This is a genomic window from Enterobacter sp. SORGH_AS_0287 (genome assembly GCF_031453695.1).
In the GTDB taxonomy this organism is placed as follows: Bacteria; Pseudomonadota; Gammaproteobacteria; order Enterobacterales; family Enterobacteriaceae; genus Enterobacter; species Enterobacter ludwigii.
The window spans coordinates 1,861,196-1,882,759 of the sequence record NZ_JAVIZW010000001.1 but is presented as its reverse complement, the minus strand read 5'-3'; the positions used below and the strand labels follow the sequence as shown (position 1 = coordinate 1,882,759).

18 protein-coding genes and 2 tRNA genes are annotated in these 21,564 nt (G+C 50.8%); 17 read left to right on the top strand and 3 right to left on the bottom strand.

Annotated elements, in window-relative coordinates:
* The first annotated feature begins 20 nt into the window (after positions 1 to 20).
* On the top strand, positions 21 to 749 hold the full coding sequence (locus QE396_RS09015) for an AraC family transcriptional regulator (RefSeq protein WP_198922322.1): 729 nt from the start codon (positions 21 to 23) through the stop codon (positions 747 to 749).
* Positions 750 to 760: 11 nt separating this feature from the next.
* A complete protein-coding gene (gene yccX / locus QE396_RS09010) occupies positions 761 to 1,042 on the top strand; it encodes an acylphosphatase (RefSeq protein ID WP_020884783.1) in 282 nt (93 codons plus the stop codon).
* Here yccX and tusE read toward each other — a convergent pair.
* On the bottom strand, positions 1,039 to 1,368 hold the full coding sequence (tusE, locus tag QE396_RS09005) for a sulfurtransferase TusE (protein ID WP_020884782.1): 330 nt from the start codon (positions 1,366 to 1,368) through the stop codon (positions 1,039 to 1,041). The two genes, yccX and tusE, sit on opposite strands and share 4 nt — an antisense overlap.
* Before the next feature lie 88 nt (positions 1,369 to 1,456).
* Positions 1,457 to 2,116, bottom strand: coding sequence for an FtsH protease modulator YccA (gene yccA, locus QE396_RS09000; protein ID WP_014169445.1), 660 nt, complete (start codon positions 2,114 to 2,116; stop codon positions 1,457 to 1,459).
* 269 nt (positions 2,117 to 2,385) lie between these two features.
* Here yccA and QE396_RS08995 point away from each other — a divergent pair, with 269 nt between their 5' ends.
* The 3 genes from QE396_RS08995 to QE396_RS08985 all read left to right on the top strand — a co-directional run bounded on the left by QE396_RS08995 (position 2,386) and on the right by QE396_RS08985 (position 4,467).
* The gene (locus QE396_RS08995; RefSeq protein WP_020884781.1) at positions 2,386 to 4,014 is read left to right on the top strand and encodes an ABC transporter substrate-binding protein; all 1,629 of its coding nucleotides are present in this window, start codon (positions 2,386 to 2,388) and stop codon (positions 4,012 to 4,014) included.
* Positions 4,015 to 4,158: 144 nt separating this feature from the next.
* Positions 4,159 to 4,246: transfer RNA gene (locus tag QE396_RS08990), tRNA-Ser, on the top strand.
* Positions 4,247 to 4,379: 133 nt separating this feature from the next.
* Positions 4,380 to 4,467: transfer RNA gene (locus QE396_RS08985), tRNA-Ser, on the top strand.
* 109 nt (positions 4,468 to 4,576) lie between these two features.
* On the opposite strand, the gene QE396_RS08980 is transcribed toward QE396_RS08985, so the two are convergent.
* A complete protein-coding gene (locus QE396_RS08980) occupies positions 4,577 to 4,828 on the bottom strand; it encodes a DUF4942 domain-containing protein (RefSeq protein WP_305963117.1) in 252 nt (83 codons plus the stop codon).
* 728 nt (positions 4,829 to 5,556) lie between these two features.
* Here QE396_RS08980 and tssB point away from each other — a divergent pair.
* From tssB to QE396_RS08920, 12 genes are all read left to right on the top strand, one after another.
* Positions 5,557 to 6,057 (top strand): type VI secretion system contractile sheath small subunit, encoded by a 501-nt coding sequence (gene tssB / locus QE396_RS08975; RefSeq protein WP_020884779.1) that lies wholly within the window; start codon positions 5,557 to 5,559, stop codon positions 6,055 to 6,057.
* A gap of 33 nt (positions 6,058 to 6,090) precedes the next feature.
* A complete protein-coding gene (gene tssC / locus QE396_RS08970) occupies positions 6,091 to 7,638 on the top strand; it encodes a type VI secretion system contractile sheath large subunit (protein ID WP_032670568.1) in 1,548 nt (515 codons plus the stop codon).
* Between the two features lie 13 nt (positions 7,639 to 7,651).
* Positions 7,652 to 9,001 (top strand): type VI secretion system baseplate subunit TssK, encoded by a 1,350-nt coding sequence (gene tssK / locus QE396_RS08965; RefSeq protein WP_020884777.1) that lies wholly within the window; start codon positions 7,652 to 7,654, stop codon positions 8,999 to 9,001.
* A complete protein-coding gene (gene tssL, locus QE396_RS08960) occupies positions 8,998 to 9,687 on the top strand; it encodes a type VI secretion system protein TssL, short form (protein WP_047366244.1) in 690 nt (229 codons plus the stop codon). Before tssK ends, tssL begins: the two co-directional genes overlap by 4 nt.
* Positions 9,687 to 11,366, top strand: a complete 1,680-nt coding sequence (locus tag QE396_RS08955; protein WP_309950782.1) for an OmpA family protein — start codon at positions 9,687 to 9,689, stop codon at positions 11,364 to 11,366. The genes tssL and QE396_RS08955 overlap by 1 nt, the downstream gene beginning before the upstream one ends.
* Before the next feature lie 2 nt (positions 11,367 to 11,368).
* Positions 11,369 to 11,860 carry an Hcp family type VI secretion system effector gene (locus QE396_RS08950; protein ID WP_001007312.1) on the top strand — a complete coding sequence of 164 codons (492 nt, stop codon included), beginning with the start codon at positions 11,369 to 11,371 and terminating at the stop codon, positions 11,858 to 11,860.
* A gap of 162 nt (positions 11,861 to 12,022) precedes the next feature.
* On the top strand, positions 12,023 to 14,695 hold the full coding sequence (gene tssH, locus QE396_RS08945) for a type VI secretion system ATPase TssH (RefSeq protein WP_309950777.1): 2,673 nt from the start codon (positions 12,023 to 12,025) through the stop codon (positions 14,693 to 14,695).
* The gene (locus QE396_RS08940; protein WP_309950774.1) at positions 14,692 to 17,049 is read left to right on the top strand and encodes a type VI secretion system tip protein VgrG; all 2,358 of its coding nucleotides are present in this window, start codon (positions 14,692 to 14,694) and stop codon (positions 17,047 to 17,049) included. The genes tssH and QE396_RS08940 overlap by 4 nt, the downstream gene beginning before the upstream one ends.
* A gap of 9 nt (positions 17,050 to 17,058) precedes the next feature.
* Positions 17,059 to 17,598 (top strand): DUF3828 domain-containing protein, encoded by a 540-nt coding sequence (locus QE396_RS08935; protein WP_020884771.1) that lies wholly within the window; start codon positions 17,059 to 17,061, stop codon positions 17,596 to 17,598.
* A gap of 82 nt (positions 17,599 to 17,680) precedes the next feature.
* Positions 17,681 to 18,151: a DUF3828 domain-containing protein gene (locus QE396_RS08930; protein WP_020884770.1), complete on the top strand. Its 471-nt coding sequence runs from the start codon at positions 17,681 to 17,683 to the stop codon at positions 18,149 to 18,151.
* Positions 18,152 to 20,965 carry a hypothetical protein gene (locus tag QE396_RS08925; RefSeq protein ID WP_020884769.1) on the top strand — a complete coding sequence of 938 codons (2,814 nt, stop codon included), beginning with the start codon at positions 18,152 to 18,154 and terminating at the stop codon, positions 20,963 to 20,965.
* Complete coding sequence (locus QE396_RS08920) at positions 20,952 to 21,530, top strand: hypothetical protein (RefSeq protein WP_020884768.1); 579 nt, start codon at positions 20,952 to 20,954, stop codon at positions 21,528 to 21,530. The genes QE396_RS08925 and QE396_RS08920 overlap by 14 nt, the downstream gene beginning before the upstream one ends.
* Positions 21,531 to 21,564 lie beyond the last annotated feature (34 nt).

The window sequence follows — 21,564 nt, the reverse complement described above, 5'->3', positions numbered from 1 at the left end:
GTGAAGTGAGTGCCAGTAAAATGCATCACCTGCACCAGGTTAAACTCTTTCTTCCTGCCATTTGCCATATCACTCACGGCAGTAAAGTGATTGTTCAGGACGATAACCGCCTGGTGGCGACGAAAGCGTCGCTGATCATTATTCCCGCCAATACGCCGCTGGAGATCATAAATCAACCCGCGAATGGTCTCTTTCGTTCTGACTTATTGATGTTGTCACCGGAGCTTCTGGCGGAGTTTAAAACGCATTACCTGAAATCCTGGCCGCGCACAGAACTGCATTCCCTCTGTGCTCCCCTGAGTGAGGGGCTGGCATTTATGTGGAGTAACCTGCTGCATGCCGTGCGTCAGGATTTACCGGAGGCGTTACAAAAGCATCAGGCTTTCGGCCTTTTGCTGGCATTGCTTCATGACGGCGTCGCAGGGCCTTTGCTTATAGAGCGTAATAGCCACCTGTCCGAGCAGGTGCGGCAGTTCATCATGCTCTCGCCCGCCAGGGCCTGGACTGCACAGGATGTTGCCAGCCGCCTGGCATTGAGCGTGCCGACGCTACGCAGACGGTTACGCGAAGAGTCGCAGAGTTTTCGCCAGATTGTTGAGGAGGTGAGGATGGCCGTTGCGCTGTCACACTTACAGTCAACCCGGTTACCTATTGGTGAAATCGCATTACAATGTGGTTATCTTTCCAGCTCTCGTTTTACTGCCCGTTTCCGGCAACATTATGGCTGTTTGCCGAAAACGCTACGTTAAGGAGTAGAAAAATGTCAAAAATCTGCACAATTGCCTGGGTACACGGCATGGTTCAGGGTGTCGGATTCCGTTACAGCACGCAGCGCGAAGCTATGCAGCTGGGGCTCACGGGATACGCGCGAAACAGGGATGATGGCAGCGTTGAGGTCGTTGCCTGTGGTGATGCGGAGCAGGTTGAAAAGCTGGTTGCATGGCTGAAAGCAGGTGGGCCGCGCAGCGCGCGGGTTGATAAGGTTTTAACCGAACCCCATCAACCCGGCCGGGAATACGTTAACTTCGGTATTCGCTACTAAATGCATTTCACCGGTTTTGGCAGGCCGGCGATTTTGGTGGCCTGTTTTGCCGGGCCTTTCGGGAACAGGCGATACAGGTAACGGCTGTTGCCTTTCTCTTCACCGAATTTATTGGCCATTGCCTTGACCAGCATGCGGATCGCCGGGGAGGTGTTGAATTCGAGATAGAATTCGCGCACAAAACGCACCACTTCCCAGTGTTCCGGGGAGAGGGCGATACCTTCGTTTTCGGCGATTTTTTCCGCCAGCGGCTCGCTCCACTGGCTGCTCTCTTTCAGATAACCGTCGTTATCAGTTTCAATCTCTTTACCTTCAAAACTCAACATAGTCATTCACGCGTCAGTCAAAAACCGCAGCAGTGTACCAAAAAACAAAGCCCCGCATAAGCGGGGCTCTGGTTCACAGCATTGTTGATTAATCGCGGCTGGCGAAGCCCAGGATGCTCAACAGGCTGACGAAGATGTTGTACAGCGATACATACAGGCTCACGGTGGCGCGGATGTAGTTCGTCTCACCGCCGTGAATGATGTTGCTGGTTTCATACAGGATTGCGCCAGATGAAATCAGAATAAACACGGCGCTGATCGCCAGGTGCAGGGCAGGCAGCTGCAGGAAGATGTTTGCCACCATACCTACCAGCACCACCACGATACCTGCCATCAGCATACCGCCGAGGAAGGACATATCCTTACGGGTGGTCAGCACGTAGGCCGAACAGCAGAAGAACACCAGCGCGGTACCGCCCAGCGCCATGCCAATCACGTCGCCCATACCGGCGGACAGATAGGCGTTAAGGATGGGCCCCAGGATATAGCCCAGGAAACCCGTAAAGGCGAACGCGGACAGAATACCCACCGGTTTATCAGCAGTTTTGTAGGTCAGGAACATCAGACCATACATCCCCACCAGCGTCAGGATCAGACCCGGTGACGGCAGCATCAGCACGGTGCTGGCCGTTGCGGTCATCGCCGAGAATGCCAGCGTCAGGCTGAGCATGAAATAGGTATTGCGCAGCACCTTGTGGGTACTGAGTAGCGATGTGCGGTCGCGTGAAGAAGTAATTATACGATCCATGAGTCACTCTCTTATGACAGATGTAATTAGCGGAAAGAATAGGAAACGGCGCGCCAGTCTCAAAGTGGTTTTACCCATCTTTACTCAGGACGTTAGCGTTACTGCTGGTTGTTTATTCTTCAGAAAACCTTTTCAGCAGAATGAACAACGGTTTGCTTCATTTATTCAGATCAAGCTCTTATAGGTTACTGAAAAATATTGCGTTATTACACGTTGAGCGCTAAGTGTTATTTCCGGATCGTCAAAAAACAGACAATAAGGCGAAGGAAATGAAACCACAAGCACGCACGCGCTTTACACTCTCTTTGTTAACGGCAGGGATCCTGTGCGCCAGCACGGCGACCTGGGCGGCTAACGTGCCAGCAGGAACACAGCTGGCCGATAAACAGGAACTGGTCAGAAACAACGGTAATGAACCGGCCTCACTCGACCCGCATAAAGTCGAAAGCGATGTCGAATTCAATATTATCAGCGATATCTTCGAAGGGCTGGTTAGCGTTTCTCCAACTGGTGAAATACAGCCACGGCTGGCAGAAAAATGGGAGAACAAAGACAACACCGTCTGGACTTTTCATCTGCGTCCAGGCATCACATGGAGTGACGGCACCGCGATTACCGCGCAGGATGTGGTCTGGAGCTGGCAACGTCTGACAGACCCCAAAACCGCCTCGCCGTATGCCAGCTATCCGGGCAACATGCATATTGTTAACGCCGCTGATATCGCTCAGGGGAAAAAAGCACCGGATACGCTGGGTGTAAAAGCCATTAACGATACCACGCTTGAGGTCACGCTAACTCAACCTAATGCCGCATTCCTTGCCATGCTGGCCCACCCGTCGCTGGTGCCGGTGGATAAGGTGCTGATTGGTCGGTTTGGTGATAAGTGGACCAAACCGGAGCATATCGTCACCAGCGGAGCGTATAAACTGTCGCAGTGGGTGGTTAACGAGCGCATCGTGGCGGAGCGTAACGCGCGCTACTGGGATAACGCACATACCGTTATCAATAAGGTGACCTATCTGCCGATCACCTCCGAGGCCTCGGATGTAAACCGTTTTAAAGCAGGTGAAATCGATATTGTTTATACGGTGCCGATCAACCAGTTTGCCCAGCTCAAGAAAACCCTGGGTAGCCAGCTGGATGTCTCCCCGCAGCTTGCCACTTATTACTATGAATTCAACACCACCCGGCCGCCGTTCAACGACGCGCGTGTACGTAAGGCGCTGAACATGGCGCTGGATAAAGAGATCATTGCCGGGAAGGTCTTAGGGCAGGGGCAGCGTCCGGCGTGGCTTATCAGCCAGCCAGATATTGGCGGTGTGACGCTCCAGAACCCGGACTATGCCAGCTGGCCGATGGATAAACGTATCGAAGAAGCGAAAAAGCTGCTGGCCGAAGCCGGCTTTAACGCCAGCCATCCGCTGCGTTTTAACCTGCTCTATAACACCTCTGAATCGCACCAGCGCATCGCGATTGCCGCCAGTTCGATGTGGAAGAAAAACCTTGGGGTGGAGGCGAAGCTGCAAAATCAGGAATGGAAAACGATGCTCGATACGATGCATACCCACGACTTTGACGCAGTGCGCTACGCCTGGATTGCCGATTACGACGATGCTGCCACTTTCCTGAACAACTTCCGTACCGGTGACAGCGAAAACACCAGCCAGTACAGCAATCCGGAGTATGACCAGGCGCTGGTGAACGCCGCGAAAGCCAAAACACCGGCAGAGCGCGGTAAGTTCTATCAGCAGGCGGAAGATTTGCTGGCGCGCGATGTGCCTGCCATTCCGGTTTATCACTATGTCCGCACGCACCTGGTCAAACCGTGGGTGGGAGGATTCACGCCGGACAAGCTGGGGTACTATTTCACCAGGGACATGTATATCAAAAAACACTGATCATGAACGCTGAATTTTGTGCTGATAAAATGGCCGATACGTTGTCTATTCAACCGATTAAACGCGTTTTGGCTATTTTTAAAGCGAACGAATGCGGTCACTCTTTACAGCATGCGGAGAGGTGTTTATAGTTCGCCTCACTTAGGAAGTGTGGCCGAGCGGTTGAAGGCACCGGTCTTGAAAACCGGCGACCCGAAAGGGTTCCAGAGTTCGAATCTCTGCGCTTCCGCCAGACATAAAAGCCCTGCGATAGTCATATCGCGGGGCTTTTTGCTTTTAAGGGGCATGGATAGCACCCGCAGAAAAAAATAGAAAAATTCCTGCTTTACAAGGCGCTAATAGATGTTTATAGTGCGCCTCACTTTGGAAGCGTGGCCGAGCGGTTGAAGGCACCGGTCTTGAAAACCGGCGACCCGAAAGGGTTCTAGAGTTCGAATCTCTACGCTTCCGCCAAATTTGAAACCCAGGTCGTTATGCGACCTGGGTTTTTTGTTTTTGTCGGTTTTCAGTATGCCATTGCCGTCTGGCTTGTATCGGTGGGGCTAAGAATTCATCGGACGGATTAGTAACCGGCATCTGTTACATCTTGCTCCTGGTGTTCCAGGATAATGCCAGCGATGATGTCATTGGGGTTATCCACCCGTTCTGGTCGTTTAATGACGTGAGTCGTTCCCTTCTCAAAATAGTTAATAGCAAACATCTCATCTTCATCACGATTGCAGTGCCTGTTTTCATCAATGAGAGCATTCAGTCGTCTGGTTACATTTTCATGGTTATCGGATGTAGCCACACGATCTAAGGGAATCAGCTTCACAGGTACGCCCTTATGCATATAACTTACGGAACGATCGACACCCTTCCGAATTTTTTCAAACTACACAGAACAGGTTGTTGTTCAAGGTCGTACCCACTCCTCGAACGATACCTGAGATGCACATATCACGAGTACTGGGGCGAGGCATGCAAAAATCCCCTGTGATATTTGTTTTTCTGATGAAAATAATAAGACCCATTTAAATAAATAATAAAAATGGTGAAGGCCAGTAAATGTCGCCAATTTTTCACACAGGCAGGCACGTTCTGCCTTTCATTTTTTGATAAAAGTACAAAATCAGATATTTCATGTGATTGATGAGATTTTATACAAAGTTCTCCCTAAATTAAATTGATCACTTACTGTACACCCTTATTTCATAAGGGTTAAAGGGGTATGCAAGAAAATTCTTATAAATCAGAAAGATGATCTTTGGCTGTCAGGATTTCTATGGGAAACATTTTGTTACATTTTTTGATTTCCGATCGGGTGGGGAACGTTCCTACACTCCGGCCATTGGGTCTTATCCGAAATTTTTTCATTTCAGATAAATACTCAAAAACACAATGTCGATATGCTGGTGAATGGAATGTGCCCGCTTTTAATTCCGGGGTTTTGATTTTCGTCCGATGACGTGAGCCTGGAAGTTGTTCTGGCTGGGTTTGCCTTTCTTATTAATTTCTCACTGGCATTGACCGTTTTTATAACTCCATAAAACAGGGATAGCCATGTCTAACTCTTCTTTTCAGTCCGAAATACCCAAGGCACGTATTAATTTAAAGCTTGATTTGCATACGGGCGGAGCGAGCAAGAAAACTGAGCTCCCCCTGAAATTACTGGTGGCGGGAGACTTCAGTAATGGTCAGGAGACTGCACCACTATCGGAGCGCAAAAAAGTTAATCTGAATAAAAACAACTTTGACTCTGTACTTTCCGAATATTCCCCAATCGTAAATATTACCGTTAAAAACACGCTTACTGGTGATGGCAGTGAAGACAACATCAATCTGACATTCCAGAGTATTAATGATTTCTCTCCGGAGCAGGTTTCGCGGCAAATACCTCAGCTGAAGGCCATGCTCTCCATGCGCAATTTGCTTCGCGATTTAAAAGCAAACCTGCTTGATAACCAGGCTTTCCGAAAAGAGCTGGAAAAAATTCTTCTCGACCCTGCATTAAGTGCAGAACTCAGAGCCGAACTCTCAGCCCTGGCTCCGAAACAGCCATAACGGCCATATGCTTTTAACGGATTAATAAGGAATATGTTGATGTCTGTAAAAAATGAGAATGCCGCGGGTAACGAGAGTGTAGTGCTTGAACGTCCTGCAGCAGGCGGGGTATATGCGTCCCTGTTTGAAAAAATCAATCTTAACCCTGTCTCTGAGCTAAGTGCGCTTGATATCTGGCAGGATGCACAGGCGATGTCGGATGCAACAGCAGACGAACGTTTAACTGCCGGCATGAAGGTGTTCCTGGAATGTCTGACAAAAGCGGGCTCAAAAGTTGAGAAACTCGACAAAAACCTGATTGACCACCATATCGCGGAACTGGATTACCAGATCAGCCGTCAGCTTGATGCTGTTATGCATCATGAAGACTTTCAGGCGGTAGAAAGTCTGTGGCGCGGTGTGAAATCTCTTGTCGACAAAACCGATTTTCGCCAGAACGTGAAAGTTGAACTCCTGGATATGTCTAAAGAAGACCTGCGTCAGGACTTTGAAGATTGCCCGGAAATCGTCCAGAGTGGGCTGTATAAACATACATATATTGATGAGTATGATACCCCGGGTGGCGAGCCGATTGCTGCGCTGATTTCCGCTTATGAATTTGATGCGTCTGCGCAGGATGTAGCCCTGCTGCGCAACATCTCTAAAGTGTCTGCGGCTGCACATATGCCGTTTATCGGTTCTGCCGGCCCGAAATTCTTCCTGAAAGACAACATGGAGGATGTGGCGGCTATTAAAGATATCGGTAATTACTTTGACCGCGCTGAGTACATCAAGTGGAAATCCTTCCGCGAGACGGATGATTCCCGCTATATCGGTCTGGTCATGCCGCGTGTACTGGGGCGCCTGCCTTATGGTCCGGATACCGTACCTGTGCGTAGCTTCAACTACGTCGAAGAAGTGAAAGGTCCGGATCATGACAAATACCTGTGGACCAACGCTTCGTTTGCCTTTGCATCCAACATGGTACGCAGCTTCATTAACAACGGCTGGTGTGTACAAATTCGTGGCCCACAAGCTGGTGGTGCCGTTCAGGACCTGCCTATCCACCTTTACGACCTCGGTACCGGCAATCAGGTAAAAATCCCGTCTGAAGTGATGATCCCGGAAACCCGTGAGTTTGAGTTCGCGAATCTGGGCTTCATTCCACTTTCCTACTACAAGAATCGCGATTACAGCTGTTTCTTCTCGGCGAACTCCACGCAGAAGCCGGCCACGTATGACACCGCTGATGCTACTGCCAACAGCCGCATCAACGCCCGTCTGCCTTACATCTTCCTGCTGTCGCGTATCGCGCACTACCTGAAGCTCATTCAGCGCGAAAACATCGGCACCACTAAGGATCGTCGTCTTCTGGAGCTGGAGCTGAACACTTGGGTTCGCGGTCTGGTGACGGAAATGACCGATCCGGGTGATGAATTACAGGCGTCTCACCCGCTGCGTGATGCGAAAGTGGTGGTAGAAGATATTGAGGACAACCCGGGTTTCTTCCGCGTGAAGCTGTACGCCGTACCGCACTTCCAGGTGGAAGGGATGGACGTCAATCTGTCACTGGTATCCCAGATGCCGAAAGCTAAAGCATAGGGCAGGAGCAGGGATGAAAATATATCGTCCACTGTGGAACGAGGGGACTTTACTGTCCCCTCAACAGTTCCAGCAGCAGGCTGAATGGGAGTCTTTTCGCGGTGCCGGTGCATCAGCGCTAGCATCCCCATTCCCCTGGGGGGTAGAAAAGATTGAGTTTAATGACAGCCTTCTTTCGTCTGGTCTGATCCAGATTACGCAGTTACGCCTCTGGCTGGACGATGGATCGCTGATTGATTCACAAAGGAGCGATCTGCCTCCACGGCCACGGGAGTTAGATGCCAGCCAGCTGGCAGGTCTCGATTCCGTAACCGTTGTCATCGCACTGCCTCACATGCAGCCGGGTATTGCCAACGTAGAACAGGAAGGTGTTACCGCAGACCGCCCGCTCCGCTATCGCGAGGAATGGGTGATGTTGCAGGATGCCTTCGGGTCCGAAGAAGAATCCATAGCCGTTGCCCGGTATAATTTCACCATCCGGTTTGCCCATGAAAGCAATGATTCCTGGAAAGTGTGCCCGGTGGCCAGACTGATCCGTGATGGACAAAATGCATGGCGACTGGATCCGTCCTTTATTCCGCCCGTTGCGTCTTTTGCGGCAAGCCCTGTCCTTCGCGAACGTCTGGTGCTACTCAATCGTCAGTTACGCTCCCGGCGCCAGCGCCTGATGACGATGCGTCGTGAAAGCAACGAAAGGCTCGCCGACTTTGCCGTCGCCGATGTTTCCCTTTTCTGGTTGCTGAATGCACTGAATTCTCACGCCAGAGTGCTGACAGAATACGAACGTTTTCCTTCCCGGCCACCTGAACAGGTGTGGGCGGAGCTTGCACGTCTGGCAGGCAGTATGCTGACCTTTTCCCTGAACCATGATCTTGACGCCATTCCGGGTTATGACCACGAGGAACCGGCCAATGCGTTTCCTCCGCTGTTTGACCTGATCACGGGTTTGCTGGAGGCCAGTCTGCCATCCCGGGTCATTGCCCTGGAAATGTCCCGCCCGGACGGACAGACATGGAAAGCCAACCTTCACGATATCCGCCTGCGTGAAGAGGCCGACCTCTGGCTCTCTGTGCGCTCCGATATCCCGGCCTGGCAGGTCGCCGAGAAATTCCCTGCACTCTGTCAGGCAGGTTCACCTGATGATGTCAGCGAGATCTATGGCGCGGCACTTAAGGGTATCCCGTTGATCCCGGTGAGCAGGGTCCCGGCAGCGTTGCCTGTACGCATGGAAAACCAGTACTTCGCACTCGATATGGAAAGCCCTGCTGCGCATGAAATGCAGGAGCAGGGCGTATGCATGTTCTATGTGCCTGAGTTGCTTGGTGCTCTTGAACTTGAACTGTTTGCGGTATTGCGCTCATGAGACAGGATATCGACATCGACCAGCTGATGGCGGAGACCTGGCTCACCGTCACTATGCTTAAAAAAGGTGCCGTTACGCTTAATGGCACTGCGCTTTACAACAAATGCGTTAAACAGGTTGAAAGTGTGCGAGAAGCGCTGGAGCGTGCCGGGTATGACGACGCCAGTGTGGAGCATATTTCCTACGCACAATGTGCATTGCTGGATGAAACGGTGATGAGCCGTAAGTCTGAAAAAGGCGAGGAAGGAGAGGAGCCGAAAGTTGATGAAGGCCAAGTGGCCTGGCGTAAAGCGCCGCTTCAGGCCCGTTTTTTTGGCTCATTCCGGGCAGGCGAAGCGTTGTGGGATCGGATTGCAGAGGTTCTGCGTCAGCCCTCACCTAACCCGGCCGTTTTAACCTGCTATCACAGGGTGATAGCGCTGGGTTTTCAGGGGTTATACAGCCTGAAAACGGTCAGCCAGTCGGAGCGTGATGAGGTTGTGAAAGCCCTTTCTGAACGGGTTTCTCCGCCTGATGCAGACCTGTCTCTGGTTGTTCACCGGATGGGGAAACATCGCTGGAGTCTGATGCGCTCAGTCTGGTTCTGGATAGCGCTCGCCGTCATTCTTACCGGCGTTATCTGGTGGGGTGGTCACCTCTGGCTCCAGTCACTGTTGTCGGCACAAATACCGGAGCTGCATGGCTAATGCGTAGAACAGTCATCATTCCGGTCGTCCTCCACGCCCTGGTAGCCGTTGCCACGTTGCTGTGGTTGCTGTGGTATTTCATCCCGACAGGCAACGTTTTTAAAGGCCTGGCCACTCTGCTGATCCTCCTTCTGGCAGGCTGGACTGTTTTTAAAAACTGTCGGAGTGAAGAGTACACATCCGACGTTACCCTCCCGGCTGCTGAACTGCCATTACTCGACACTCAGGGCCCCGTTGTACTGGTGTGTGGTGACATGCTGGAAGCGTTGTTCCAGGGGGGCCCTCTGCGTAAAACAGCCCAGGGATGGTGGCTTCGGGCCGGTGACGTCAGCCGGTTAACTGACGTTGTCCGCAGCATACAGAAACAATTCCCTCGACAGGTTGGTCAGCTTTCGGTGATGTATCGCTGCCTGCCAGATGAACATCAGGATGAAGCGGTACTGCGCTCCACACTGAAAACGCTCCGCCAGCAGTGTAAACAAATTAAATCCCTGACGGGTTTCACACTGCCGGTTGTGGTGAATGCCGAATTTTCCGGGCCCGAAACGCCGTGGATCATCGTTCGCGGTGACAAGCCGATAGTCTGTCCGGTTAATGATTCGCCTCAGGCGTTTATTGACTGGCAGCAGGCGGAAGACAATATCCTGCTACTGCCAACTGTCAGCCAGGCATTTTCCTTTATCCGTAATACGCTGACTGATGAGCTGGAGAAACCGGACCGGCTAACGCCGCCTGTACGTGTTTTTTCCGTGGCCATGCGCCTCGGCGTGGTCAATCCTGAGGCTCAGTCAGTCTGGTCCACCTGGCTTTGTGCCCGGACCTGCTTGCAGTTTTCCCGCCAGCCCGGTCAGTCAGTTCTGGCAACCCTTTTCCCGGATGCCGTTCTGCCACTTCTGGCACCTTTTGCATCAACCGTTCAGGGGGGGCAGCGTACCCGCCGCCTGGTGCTGCTGATGTGGCTGTGCGCGCTGACCGCATTGGGTATTTCCGCGCTCAATAATCGTGACCTCATCCGTCAGGTGAGTGCCGATTTACAGCGCTGGAACGCGATCCCGATGAATCACTACCGTCCTAAAGCAGACTCGCTGGCTGCTCTGAAACAGGATGCACTCCTGCTTGAACGCTGGCAACGGCAGGGAGAGCCTTTACGTTACAGCCTGGGCTATTACCCGGGACAACGCCTGTGGCTGGCCTTGCAGCAGGCCATTGATACCTGGACACCTCCACCTGCCCCTGAACCAAAACCGGTCCCGAAAATAGTTCGTCTCGACAGCATGTCGCTTTTCGATTCCGGCAAATCAGCGCTCAAAGAGGGGTCAACCAAAATACTCGTCAACGCGCTGGTGGGGATCAAAGCCAAACCGGGCTGGCTAATCGTGGTCAGCGGCCACACAGACAATACCGGTAGCATACAGCTCAATCAGACCTTGTCTTTACAACGCGCTGAAGCCGTCCGTAACTGGATGCGTGATACCGGGGACGTACCGGAGAGTTGCTTTGCCGTTCAGGGCTACGGCGACAGCCGACCGATTGCTTCAAACGATACGCCTGATGGCCGTGCGCATAACCGGCGTGTCGAGATCAGTCTGGTACCGCAGGCTGACGCCTGTCGTCTGCCAGGCTCAAAACATGCGTCACAGGATGTACGTGACGTTTCAACTCAAGAAATGGAGAAGTAAACATGGCAATCCCAGTTTATCTGTGGCTGAAAGACGATGGCGGCGCTGACATTAAGGGCTCTGTAGATGTGAAAGATCGCGAAGGAAGCATCGAAGTTGTTGCTCAGGAACACACACTGTATATCCCGACTGATAACAACACTGGAAAGCTGACCGGAACCCGCATTCACACGCCGTTCCTGTTTACCAAGGAAATCGACTCTTCCAGCCCGTATCTGTACAAAGCCGTGACCACGGGCCAGACCCTGAAGTCTGCTGAGTTCAAGTGGTACAAGATCAACGATGCCGGTCAGGAAGTTGAGTATTTCAACACCAAACTGGAAAACGTCAAGCTGGTGAAAGTTGCACCAAAAATGCACGACATCAAGGATGCTTCCTTCGAGAAGCATAACCACCTTGAGCAGATCGAGCTGCGCTACGAAAAAATCACCTGGACCTACAAAGACGGCAACATCATTCATTCCGATTCCTGGAACGAAAGAACCACCGCGTAAAAACCAGGCGGACAGTTTCCCTCTGTCCGCCTTTTATTTTGTTCCGCACAGCGCCTGCCAGACGGACGCTTTGCAGAGCAGTTTCACCATTTATCGGCATGAACCTTATGGGCATCGGTTGACGGCCAGGGGCGGTAGCGTGCCTGAACACGAGGGAACGACATGGAACATCATTCAGCAGTCCTGTTACGACGACTTAACCCTTACTGCGCCAGAGCGCTGGAAGGTGCAGCCTCTTTATGCCAGACCCGTGCGCATGCAGAAATCACACCTGAGCACTGGTTGTTAAAATTACTGGAGCAGGGCGAAGGTGATCTGACCGTTCTCGCCCGCCGTTATGAATGGGATATGGATACCGTCTGGCAGTCACTCCTGAGCTGGCTGGATGCACAGCCACGTTCTGTCCGCACCCGACCGGAGCTCTCAGCGTCTCTCCAGACCCTGCTGAAACAGGCCTGGCTTGCCGCCACGCTTGCCGGAGATGAGCAGATCCGCAGCGTACATTTGCTCGCGGCCATGGTTGAGACGTCCGGACTGACACGCTGTGATGGCCTCTGGCCTTTGATGACGCTGACCACCAGCCAGCTGGAAAGGTTACGTCCCTTACTGGAAGCCCAGTCGGATGAGCGGCATGACGTTGCGCTCAGTGAGAAGCCTGGCAATGTCAGCATTATTGGGCGGGCCGCACCGTTACAGCATGAAGCACAACACCAGGCTGAAGGCGTAAGTGCGCAGCCTGCCGTTTCACAGGAAGAGTCCGTTCTCAATCGCTTTACGGTCGATGTGACCGCCCGTGCCCGGGAAGGAAAGATTGACCCGGTCTTTGGACGCGATAACGAAATCCGTCAGATGGTGGACATTCTCTCCAGACGCCGTAAGAACAACCCGATCCTGGTCGGTGAACCCGGCGTGGGTAAAACGGCCCTGGTTGAAGGACTGGCGCTGCGTATCGCTGAAGGTAATGTGCCCGAAAGTCTTAAGCCTGTCATCGTCAGGACCCTGGATCTGGGCTTGCTTCAGGCGGGAGCAGGTGTAAAGGGTGAATTTGAGCAGCGACTGAAGAATATCATCGACGCCGTCCAGCACTCCCCGGTGCCGGTGCTGCTCTTTATCGATGAAGCACACACTATCATTGGTGCCGGTAATCAGGCGGGCGGGGCAGATGCAGCCAACCTGCTGAAACCGGCACTGGCTCGCGGTGAACTGCGCACCATTGCGGCCACTACCTGGAGTGAGTACAAGCAGTACTTCGAACGTGACGCAGCCCTGGAGCGCCGGTTCCAGATGGTCAAGGTTGATGAGCCCGATGATGACACCGCCTGCCTGATGCTGCGTGGCCTGAAATCACGCTATGCCGAACACCACGGTGTACATATTACCGGCGATGCCGTCCGCGCAGCGGTGACGTTGTCCCGTCGTTACCTGACCGGACGCCAGTTGCCAGATAAAGCAGTGGACCTGCTGGATACCGCAGCGGCCCGGGTGCGGATGAGCCTGGACACGCTGCCGGAACAGCTTACCCGGTTGCAGGCTGAACTGACTGCGCTTGGCATGGAGCAGCAGGAGTTACTGGAAGATATTTCGCTGGGTAACAGTGTTAATGCCAGTCGTCTGCCGCAGATTGAACAACGGACCCAGGCGCTCAGTCAGCAAAAAATGGCCCTTCAGTCACAGTATGAGACCGAGAAGCAGCTCACCGACTCGCTGAAAGCCTGCCGTGAAGACATTAGCCGCCAGGAGGAACTCTCCGCCCTTCAGCACGAGCTTTCTCAGATTCAGAATAACAGTCCACTGCTGGGTCTGGATGTTGATGTCCGCACCGTCGCGACCGTGATCGCCGACTGGACAGGGGTTCCTCTCTCGTCGCTGATGAAGGACGAGCAAACCGAATTACTGACGCTTGAAGAACAGCTGGCAACCCGTGTGGTTGGCCAGAGTCCTGCACTGAATGCCATTGCCCAGCGCCTGAGAGCGTCAAAAACCGGACTGACGCCGGAAAACGGTCCGCAGGGTGTGTTTTTACTGGTGGGGCCAAGCGGAGTGGGTAAAACAGAAACCGCACTGGCGCTGGCTGACGTTATGTATGGCGGTGAAAAATCGCTCATTACTATCAACCTGTCGGAATACCAGGAGCCGCACACCGTTTCGCAACTGAAAGGCTCTCCACCGGGGTATGTAGGTTACGGCCAGGGCGGCATTCTCACCGAGGCTGTGCGCAAGCGGCCCTACAGCGTGGTGCTGCTGGATGAAGTGGAGAAAGCACACCGGGATGTGATGAACCTGTTTTATCAGGTGTTTGACCGGGGCTTTATGCGCGACGGGGAAGGGCGTGAAATTGATTTCCGCAATACCGTGATCCTGATGACCTCCAACCTGGGCAGTGACCCGCTGATGCAGTTGCTGGAAGAACAACCAGAAGCCACGGAGAGCGATCTGCACGAGTTGTTACGTCCGATCCTGCGCGATCACTTCCAGCCAGCGCTGCTGGCTCGCTTCCAGACGGTGATATACCGCCCGCTGGCAACGGATGCCATGCGTACCATCGTCGGTATGAAGCTGGCACAGGTGAGCACACGCCTGCAACGGCACTACGGTATTTCCACTCACATTGATGAAAGCCTCCTCGACACGCTGACGACAGCGTGTCTGCTGCCGGACACCGGAGCCCGCAACGTGGACAGCCTGCTTAATCAGCAGATCCTGCCGGTTCTGAGCCAGCAGTTATTAAGCCATATGGCGGCAAAACAAAAGCCGTCCTCGCTACAGCTGACCTGGGATGATGAAGAGGGCATTGTGCTGGCCTTCGATGAAAATACAGAAGTGGTGGCGTCATGACCGATTCTTTAATAAGCAGGGCAAACAGCCAGATACAACAACTGCTGGGCCAGTCACGCTATCGCGTTGACGTGCATGGCTGCACTGAGTTTCTGGATGTGCTGTGCTTCAGTGCGGTGGAGTCACTCAGCCAGCCCTGGCGGTATGACGTGGCGGTGACCTGCACCTCTGCGGATATCGCCTGCGACACGTTACTGCTGAAACCGGCGTCATTTACTTTCCAGACACCCGTGTTTGACGGGACACCAGCGCTGCCGGTCCGGACGATATTCGGCGTGGTTAAGTCATTTCGGCGCGTGTCCACCTCGAATGATGAGACCCGTTACGCACTGACGATCGTTCCCCGTATCGCCCTTCTGGACTATACAAAAGGGAGCGAAATCTACCTCAATCAGTCAGTTACAGAAGTGGTTGAACGGGTATTGCGTAAGCACGGACTTGAAGGTCCTGATTTTGAGTTCCATCTGTCTCGTGACTATCCGGCCCGCGAACTCATTACCCAGTGGCGGGAAACCGATCTGGCATTTATCCAGCGCCTGCTGGCGGAGGTGGGCATTTACTGGCGCTATGAAATGGACAGCCGTCTTGAGCAGGACGTGGTGATTTTTCAGGACAGCCAGCAGCAATATGAATTTGGTGTCACGCTGCCATTACGCAACCAGGCCGGGATGAGTGACAGCGGGCAGGAGAGCATCTGGGATATTCAGACCGCATATAACGTGGTAAGCGGAAGTGTGGCCACCCGTGACTACAACTACCGTGATGCACTGACGCCTCAGGACAGCGCCGAAAGTATTTTCAGCAAAGAGGGGATCACCACCGGGGAAACGTATCATTACGCGGAACCCTTCCTGACAGCAGGTGACGCTGAAAGTACAGATACCGGGGCATACTTCGCCCGTCTGCGTCACGAACGCATTCTGAACGCGCAGTATCACGTCAAAGGTCATTCCTCCAGCCCTCATCTGGCACCGGGTCAGGTACTGGAAACGGACGGCTCATTACCCGATGCCGTAAAAGGCGGTATCGTCATCACCACGGTACGCACCAGCGGTTCACGCAAAAGTAGCTTTACGCTGACGTTTGAGGGCATCCCCTACAGCGAAACCGTCTGCTGGCGTCCGGCATTACTTAATCGCCCGGTCATATCCGGCTCGCTTCCGGCCCGAGTGGAAAGCACTCAGAAAGGCGATACCTACTCCTGGCTCGACCCGGAAGGGCGCTACCGGGTGAAACTGGACTTCGACCGCAACAGTCCGGAACAGGGCTATGCCTATTTGTGGCTTCGGCTGGCAAAACCCTATGCCGGTGATACCTACGGATTCCACTCCCCGCTTATCGACGGAACGGAAGTGGCCATCGTATTTGACGGCGGAGACCCGGATCGTCCCTACATTGCTTATGCCCTGCATGATTCAGAACATCCGGACCACGTCACCAGTGACAATCATACGCGGAACGTCTGGCGCACTCCGGCGAACAATAAGCTGCGGATGGAGGATAAGCGCCAGGAAGAGCATATCAAGCTCGCGACGGAATACGGCAAAACGCAGCTGAACATGGGACACCTGGTCAACAGCCAGCGTGAAAAGCGCGGGGCCGGTTTTGAACTGCGAACGGATGAACATGGCGCTGTACGTGCGGCAAAAGGGCTGTTCCTGACGGCGGATGCGCAGTCCAAAGCCCAGGGGCCGGTGCTGGAAATGGCACCTGCGATAAGTCAGATTAACCAGGCCAACAGCCAGATGCAGGCCCTGAACAGCGCCGCTGAAGCAGCCGGTGCCCTGGTATCCGACATCAGCACCCAGATTAGCCTCGTAACCGACAAAATCAAAGACCTCCAGTCTGCGGTCCTGCTGGGTAGTGCTCCACAGGGCGTGGCATTTACCTCAGGTGAACACCTTCAGCTCTGCAGTACCCGCAATACCATGATCAATGCAGGGCAGCATCTTGATGTCGGTGCGATGAAAAATTTGTCCGTGAGCGTTGAAAAAGCGCTTGGTCTGTTTGTGCATAAAGACGGGGCGAAGTTGGTTGCCAACCAGGGTGACATCGAGATTCAGGCTCAGCACAACACGATGGCCCTGTTTTCTGAAAAGCAGCTGACGGTGACCAGTAGTGAAGACGAAATTATTATCAGCACGCCTGAAACACTGACGCTTAACGGTGGTGGGTCTTACCTGAGGCTGAGTAAGAACGGCATTGAACACGGCTCATCTGGTGAGTTCATTATGAAAACGTCTAACTATCTGGTGCCAGGTGCAGGCGCAAATCTTCCCAACGAAACACCTAATTTCAGCCTGACGGATATCACTCAGGAAAGCAAAATCAGCAGTAAATCTTTTAATGATTGAGAGTCGAAAATGAAATCATTGACTCATAAACTCCGCATTGCATTTGTTTTCCTATTTTCGCTTTCATTTTCAAATTTTTCACTGGCTGATGAATCAAAAAGCCCCGAGAGTATAGTGCATGACTTTTATTCTGCATATCTTCAGGATAAATCAGGTGGTAACGAAGCATTAGTCAAAATATATTTATCTGATGATTTAGCAAAAAGCATAAATGACTCCGCCATGTGTAATTATGATTCTGATGATTCGATTTCCGAATCAGAATTAGCCAAGAAATGTGCGCAGAAGCACGAGTGTAAACAGGATAAAGGTAATTATAGCTGCGATTGGTATGGAATTTGGGGTGAGACTGATGTCAACTATTTCACAAAATCACAAGATGTGTTTTTATCGTGGAGAACAAATATAAACACTTTTGATGTTGCACAAAAAGGAAACGATTCATTGGTTGACGTTGTTTTGGGTAATGGCTCTGAACCTAAAGCAAGATTTAAAGTGTCGCTTAAAAAAGATAATGGCAATTGGAAAATTACCAGCGTAACGGAATGATATTAAGGTTGTATGAGGTGATATTTAACCATTCGGTTAGATTAACCGGAGCATTGAGTTAAGCATTTTTGAAGAGGTGTTTATGTTGAAGGTAATGTTTCTCTCTTGTCATTTACTTTGTGTGCCTTATATTGCTTTGGCCTCAGGTGAGAGGACTTTGTCACCTGACGAAGTTGTAAGTACGTTCTACCATGATTACCTGGTCGCAGAAGAGATGTCTGACATGGAATCAGCTAATGATCTCTCCCTGAAAGCAATTGCTAAATATACAACTGCACATCTTAGAAATTTACGAGATAATGATGATTCAGGTGCGGATTATTTTGTCGATGCTCAAGATATATGTGAGGAATGGAAAAACAACATTAGTACGAAAACAGTGTCAGCCAATGACCATATTGCACTGGTGAATCTTAAATTAGGTTATGGGAAAGGTACGTCTCTGTATGCTGTTAGTTTAGTAAAAGCCGGGGGAAAATGGATGCTCGATTCTGTTAAGCCTACATTCAAAGGCAGTATTTATTGCCCCCAAAAGGCTGAAGGAGATAACTAAATGCTTAATAAGGATATTGCAGTTGGCGTTCTGAACACACAGGCGCTCGCGAGAGCTAAAATTAACGCTGAGAACTTTAAGAAAGGGATTGATAAAAAGCTTAAATACGGCGAGTCGAAATGTGCCCGTTATGTTAAAAAAGCATTGATTGCTGGTGGAGCGTCTGTAAAAAACTCTGCGATTGAGTCAGCTAAAAACTATGGTCCATGGCTGATTGAAAATAACTTTAAAGTTGTAGATAACACCACAACAGTTAGTAGTGGCGGTGTATTCACAATTTCTGGTCAGCAAACGGGTGATGTAGTTGTCATTCAGGCGGCACCACATCATGTACATGGTCATATGGCGATGTTTAATGGTAAGCACTGGGTATCTGATTTTGTTCAGGAAAAAGGATTTTATCCTGCTCAGATATATCGCGATAATAAGATTGCTTATACGCTTTATCGCTACGCATCATCAATTAATGAAAAGAAAAACGCAACTACTCTTTCGAAAGGAAAAATAAAAATAGTCTGGCCGATCCCCTCAAACAGCCGGGGAAGCGAGTTCAGCAATCAGGAAAGTATCCTCTCTCATTTAGCAGGCGAGTCTACCGGGCAGTACACGATTGGTCGCAGCGGAATGTGGCATGGCGGGATCCATATCACCGAAGCCACAACGCCATGGTGTGCTCTGAGTGGTAAAGCTCCGCTGGAGGCGATGGATTTCCCGGTACCCTTTAAAGGCGAACAGGCGATACGCTGTATGGCAGATGGTGAAGTTATTGCCTATCGCGTCTGCAAGGATTACCTGACGCTGGGGTGGGAATCCGGTCCACTGAGTTTTTCGGGCTCATTCGTTCTGGTGAAGCACTATATTCAGCCGGGTGAGAAAGAAACCAGTGGGCTGCATTTCTACACCCTGTATATGCACCTTGCGCCTTACTCAGCTTATGAGGCCAACGCAGAAAATCAGTGGGTCACTCAGGATACACTAAGAGCATATTCTGAAATGGACTGGCTGACGGCAAAACTGACTTCAGATAAAACTTCTCCACAAATTGCAGGGCACATGCCTAAAGGGGCTAGAGTGGAGTGGGACCCAGCAGACAGCAATCTTAACACCACAGGAAATAACAAGCGACAATATGGCCTTGTAACACTGAAAGGATTACCAGAAGAAACCAGCAGTACCCTCACACCTGGTCAGCGCTATTGGGTTGTTGTGGATAACAACAATATTAAGCCAGCGCCGGGGGCCGGTCCAGGCTGGTGGCGGCATTTGCTTCCTCCCGCAAAGGAAGTCATGGTATTCGATAAGACAGTAAGCCTCAGTTCTCCATTTGCTATTAAGGCCGGTGACCCGATTGGCCACATGGGCTACTATCAGGCACCAAAAGACGGTGGTTATGAGGCACGATACCAGGTACATATTGAATGCACGAGCATGGATGATAATCTGGAGAAGTTCCTGACCAACCCGGAAAAAGTGGGGGAGAAAAACCCGCTCTGGTTGAAGTATTCTCCTGGCCTTGCTCTTTTCACAAAAGATGTTGCGAAGGGCTCCTTCGCAAAGGGCTCGACGTCGACAACGCGGACAGGCATTCTACCGTTGAGTAAGGTCACAACTGAAACTGATAACTCAACAAAGCAAGAATACTGGCAGCTACGGCTGGAAAATGCCTATGTGCCCAAAGGCCAGGCGGAGCCTCAACTTCTGTCACAGTATGATCTGGCGAAACTAGGCTTCAGAACTGAAACCTCAGAGCCTACCAGTTTTGATTACCTGGATGGGAAAAACCAGCCTGTTGGATTCTTCCGTAACCTCATCGATTCGCTCTACCAGGCCGCGATAGATGATACGCGAACCAGTCATGCTCTTGTGAAGCATAATTATCAGCGTCTGCTGGATAAAATTGACAGCGGAAGTGACCGATATTCGCCAATGGAGTACTGGAGAGCACTTCACAATCCCGACTATCGTGACGTTATTCAGAAAACAATCGTAAAACATCCAAGCGACTGGTACTTCAAAAAAGGTGATGCTATCTGGCAACCTTTCCTCAATGCGCTGAAAAAAGAAGCCCCAGAATGGAAGAAATATAGCGAAGATTTTCTTGATAAAATGGCCTGGATGCAGGATGTTACATCCGAAAAACTAGGCCCTTCATTATGGCATATGCATCCGATTGCCTTTCTTGGTGCATTAATAAAGAAAAATACTGGCTGGGCACATAGCAAGTTTGCAAACCTTTTAGGAAGTGTCGAGTCAAAAAATGATTATTCGGCATACAATGTTACAAAGACAGGTAAATCCGTCCCGCACTATAATTCTAACCTCACAAAAATGACAATATCTGAAGTAATTGATGCCCAAAGAGAACGAAATATGTTCGCCACAGGTCGATTCCAGATAATCCCAGAGACGCTTAAAAGTGCAGTAAAAGCACTTAGTCTTGATACTTCGAAACTATACGATGCTGCGATGCAGGATCAAATATTTGAGCAGTTTTTGATTAAATTGAAGCGGCCAGCATTTATTAATTATCTTGAGGGTAACGGAAGCGCTGAAGATGCGATTTATGCGTGGGCGAAAGAATTTGCATCAGCTGGTGTACGTAAAGGAAAGAGTATAAGCCCCAAAAAAGAACCAGTGTTGGATGCAAACGGATTACCAGTGTATGAAAATGGTAAAAAGAAATACAAATTAGTACCAAGGGTGGCAGAAGTAGAGGGTGAGTCGTACTATGCTGGCGATGGATTGAATAAAGCTCACCTATTACCAGACACGATGATTAAAGCTCTTGAGGATTCTAAAAATGGGATGCAATAAAAAATCAAACAAATTTTTGCTTTTTGTGTCATGTATGCTCTTGTCTTTTGGAGCGTACTCACAAGACAGTTCTAATCCTCAGTTTACTGACTACCTGGTTCCCGTAAGCAACGGTCCATTTGAACAAAATATTCACTTTAATAAAGAGCAGAAAAAGTACTCGCCACACTGGAAAAATACAGTCCAAGAGCAACTAAAAAAACCTGTTAACTTTGCAGGGCACTTTAGAATCTATACAGCCTTTGGAGGTCATGGTAAAGAATGCCTTCGTGATAATTGGGTATGTGGCTGGGTTATTGATAAACTATCAGGGGAAGTTGTAGCAACACTACCATCAGATAATAATGGTAGTTATAATTATGCAGATATTTCTGATAATGGTACCCCTGTTGGCCTTCCATTTGAGATGGATGCTTATAAAAATAGTTCTATGATTGCAATAACCGGTCAATCTATCTCAATCAACAAGAGTGATAGTCCTGTATGCAAAACGGCCTTATTTAATTTTAATAATGGTGGATATGTGAAATTAATAGAATCATTGGAAGGGTGTAACAGCCAATGAGCCTCTCATAAAGCTCCGGCATAACGAGAAAGCG

Bases quoted from the DNA above. Each gene is read 5' to 3' on its own strand.
- QE396_RS09015 (WP_198922322.1), top strand. From the start codon at position 21: ATGCATCACCTGCACCAGGTTAAACTCTTTCTTCCTGCCATTTGCCAT.
- yccX (WP_020884783.1), top strand. From the start codon at position 761: ATGTCAAAAATCTGCACAATTGCCTGGGTACACGGCATGGTTCAGGGT.
- tusE (WP_020884782.1), bottom strand. From the start codon at position 1,368: ATGTTGAGTTTTGAAGGTAAAGAGATTGAAACTGATAACGACGGTTAT.
- yccA (WP_014169445.1), bottom strand. From the start codon at position 2,116: ATGGATCGTATAATTACTTCTTCACGCGACCGCACATCGCTACTCAGT.
- QE396_RS08995 (WP_020884781.1), top strand. From the start codon at position 2,386: ATGAAACCACAAGCACGCACGCGCTTTACACTCTCTTTGTTAACGGCA.
- tssB (WP_020884779.1), top strand. From the start codon at position 5,557: ATGTCTAACTCTTCTTTTCAGTCCGAAATACCCAAGGCACGTATTAAT.
- tssC (WP_032670568.1), top strand. From the start codon at position 6,091: ATGTTGATGTCTGTAAAAAATGAGAATGCCGCGGGTAACGAGAGTGTA.
- tssK (WP_020884777.1), top strand. From the start codon at position 7,652: ATGAAAATATATCGTCCACTGTGGAACGAGGGGACTTTACTGTCCCCT.
- tssL (WP_047366244.1), top strand. From the start codon at position 8,998: ATGAGACAGGATATCGACATCGACCAGCTGATGGCGGAGACCTGGCTC.
- QE396_RS08955 (WP_309950782.1), top strand. From the start codon at position 9,687: ATGCGTAGAACAGTCATCATTCCGGTCGTCCTCCACGCCCTGGTAGCC.
- QE396_RS08950 (WP_001007312.1), top strand. From the start codon at position 11,369: ATGGCAATCCCAGTTTATCTGTGGCTGAAAGACGATGGCGGCGCTGAC.
- tssH (WP_309950777.1), top strand. From the start codon at position 12,023: ATGGAACATCATTCAGCAGTCCTGTTACGACGACTTAACCCTTACTGC.
- QE396_RS08940 (WP_309950774.1), top strand. From the start codon at position 14,692: ATGACCGATTCTTTAATAAGCAGGGCAAACAGCCAGATACAACAACTG.
- QE396_RS08935 (WP_020884771.1), top strand. From the start codon at position 17,059: ATGAAATCATTGACTCATAAACTCCGCATTGCATTTGTTTTCCTATTT.
- QE396_RS08930 (WP_020884770.1), top strand. From the start codon at position 17,681: ATGTTGAAGGTAATGTTTCTCTCTTGTCATTTACTTTGTGTGCCTTAT.
- QE396_RS08925 (WP_020884769.1), top strand. From the start codon at position 18,152: ATGCTTAATAAGGATATTGCAGTTGGCGTTCTGAACACACAGGCGCTC.
- QE396_RS08920 (WP_020884768.1), top strand. From the start codon at position 20,952: ATGGGATGCAATAAAAAATCAAACAAATTTTTGCTTTTTGTGTCATGT.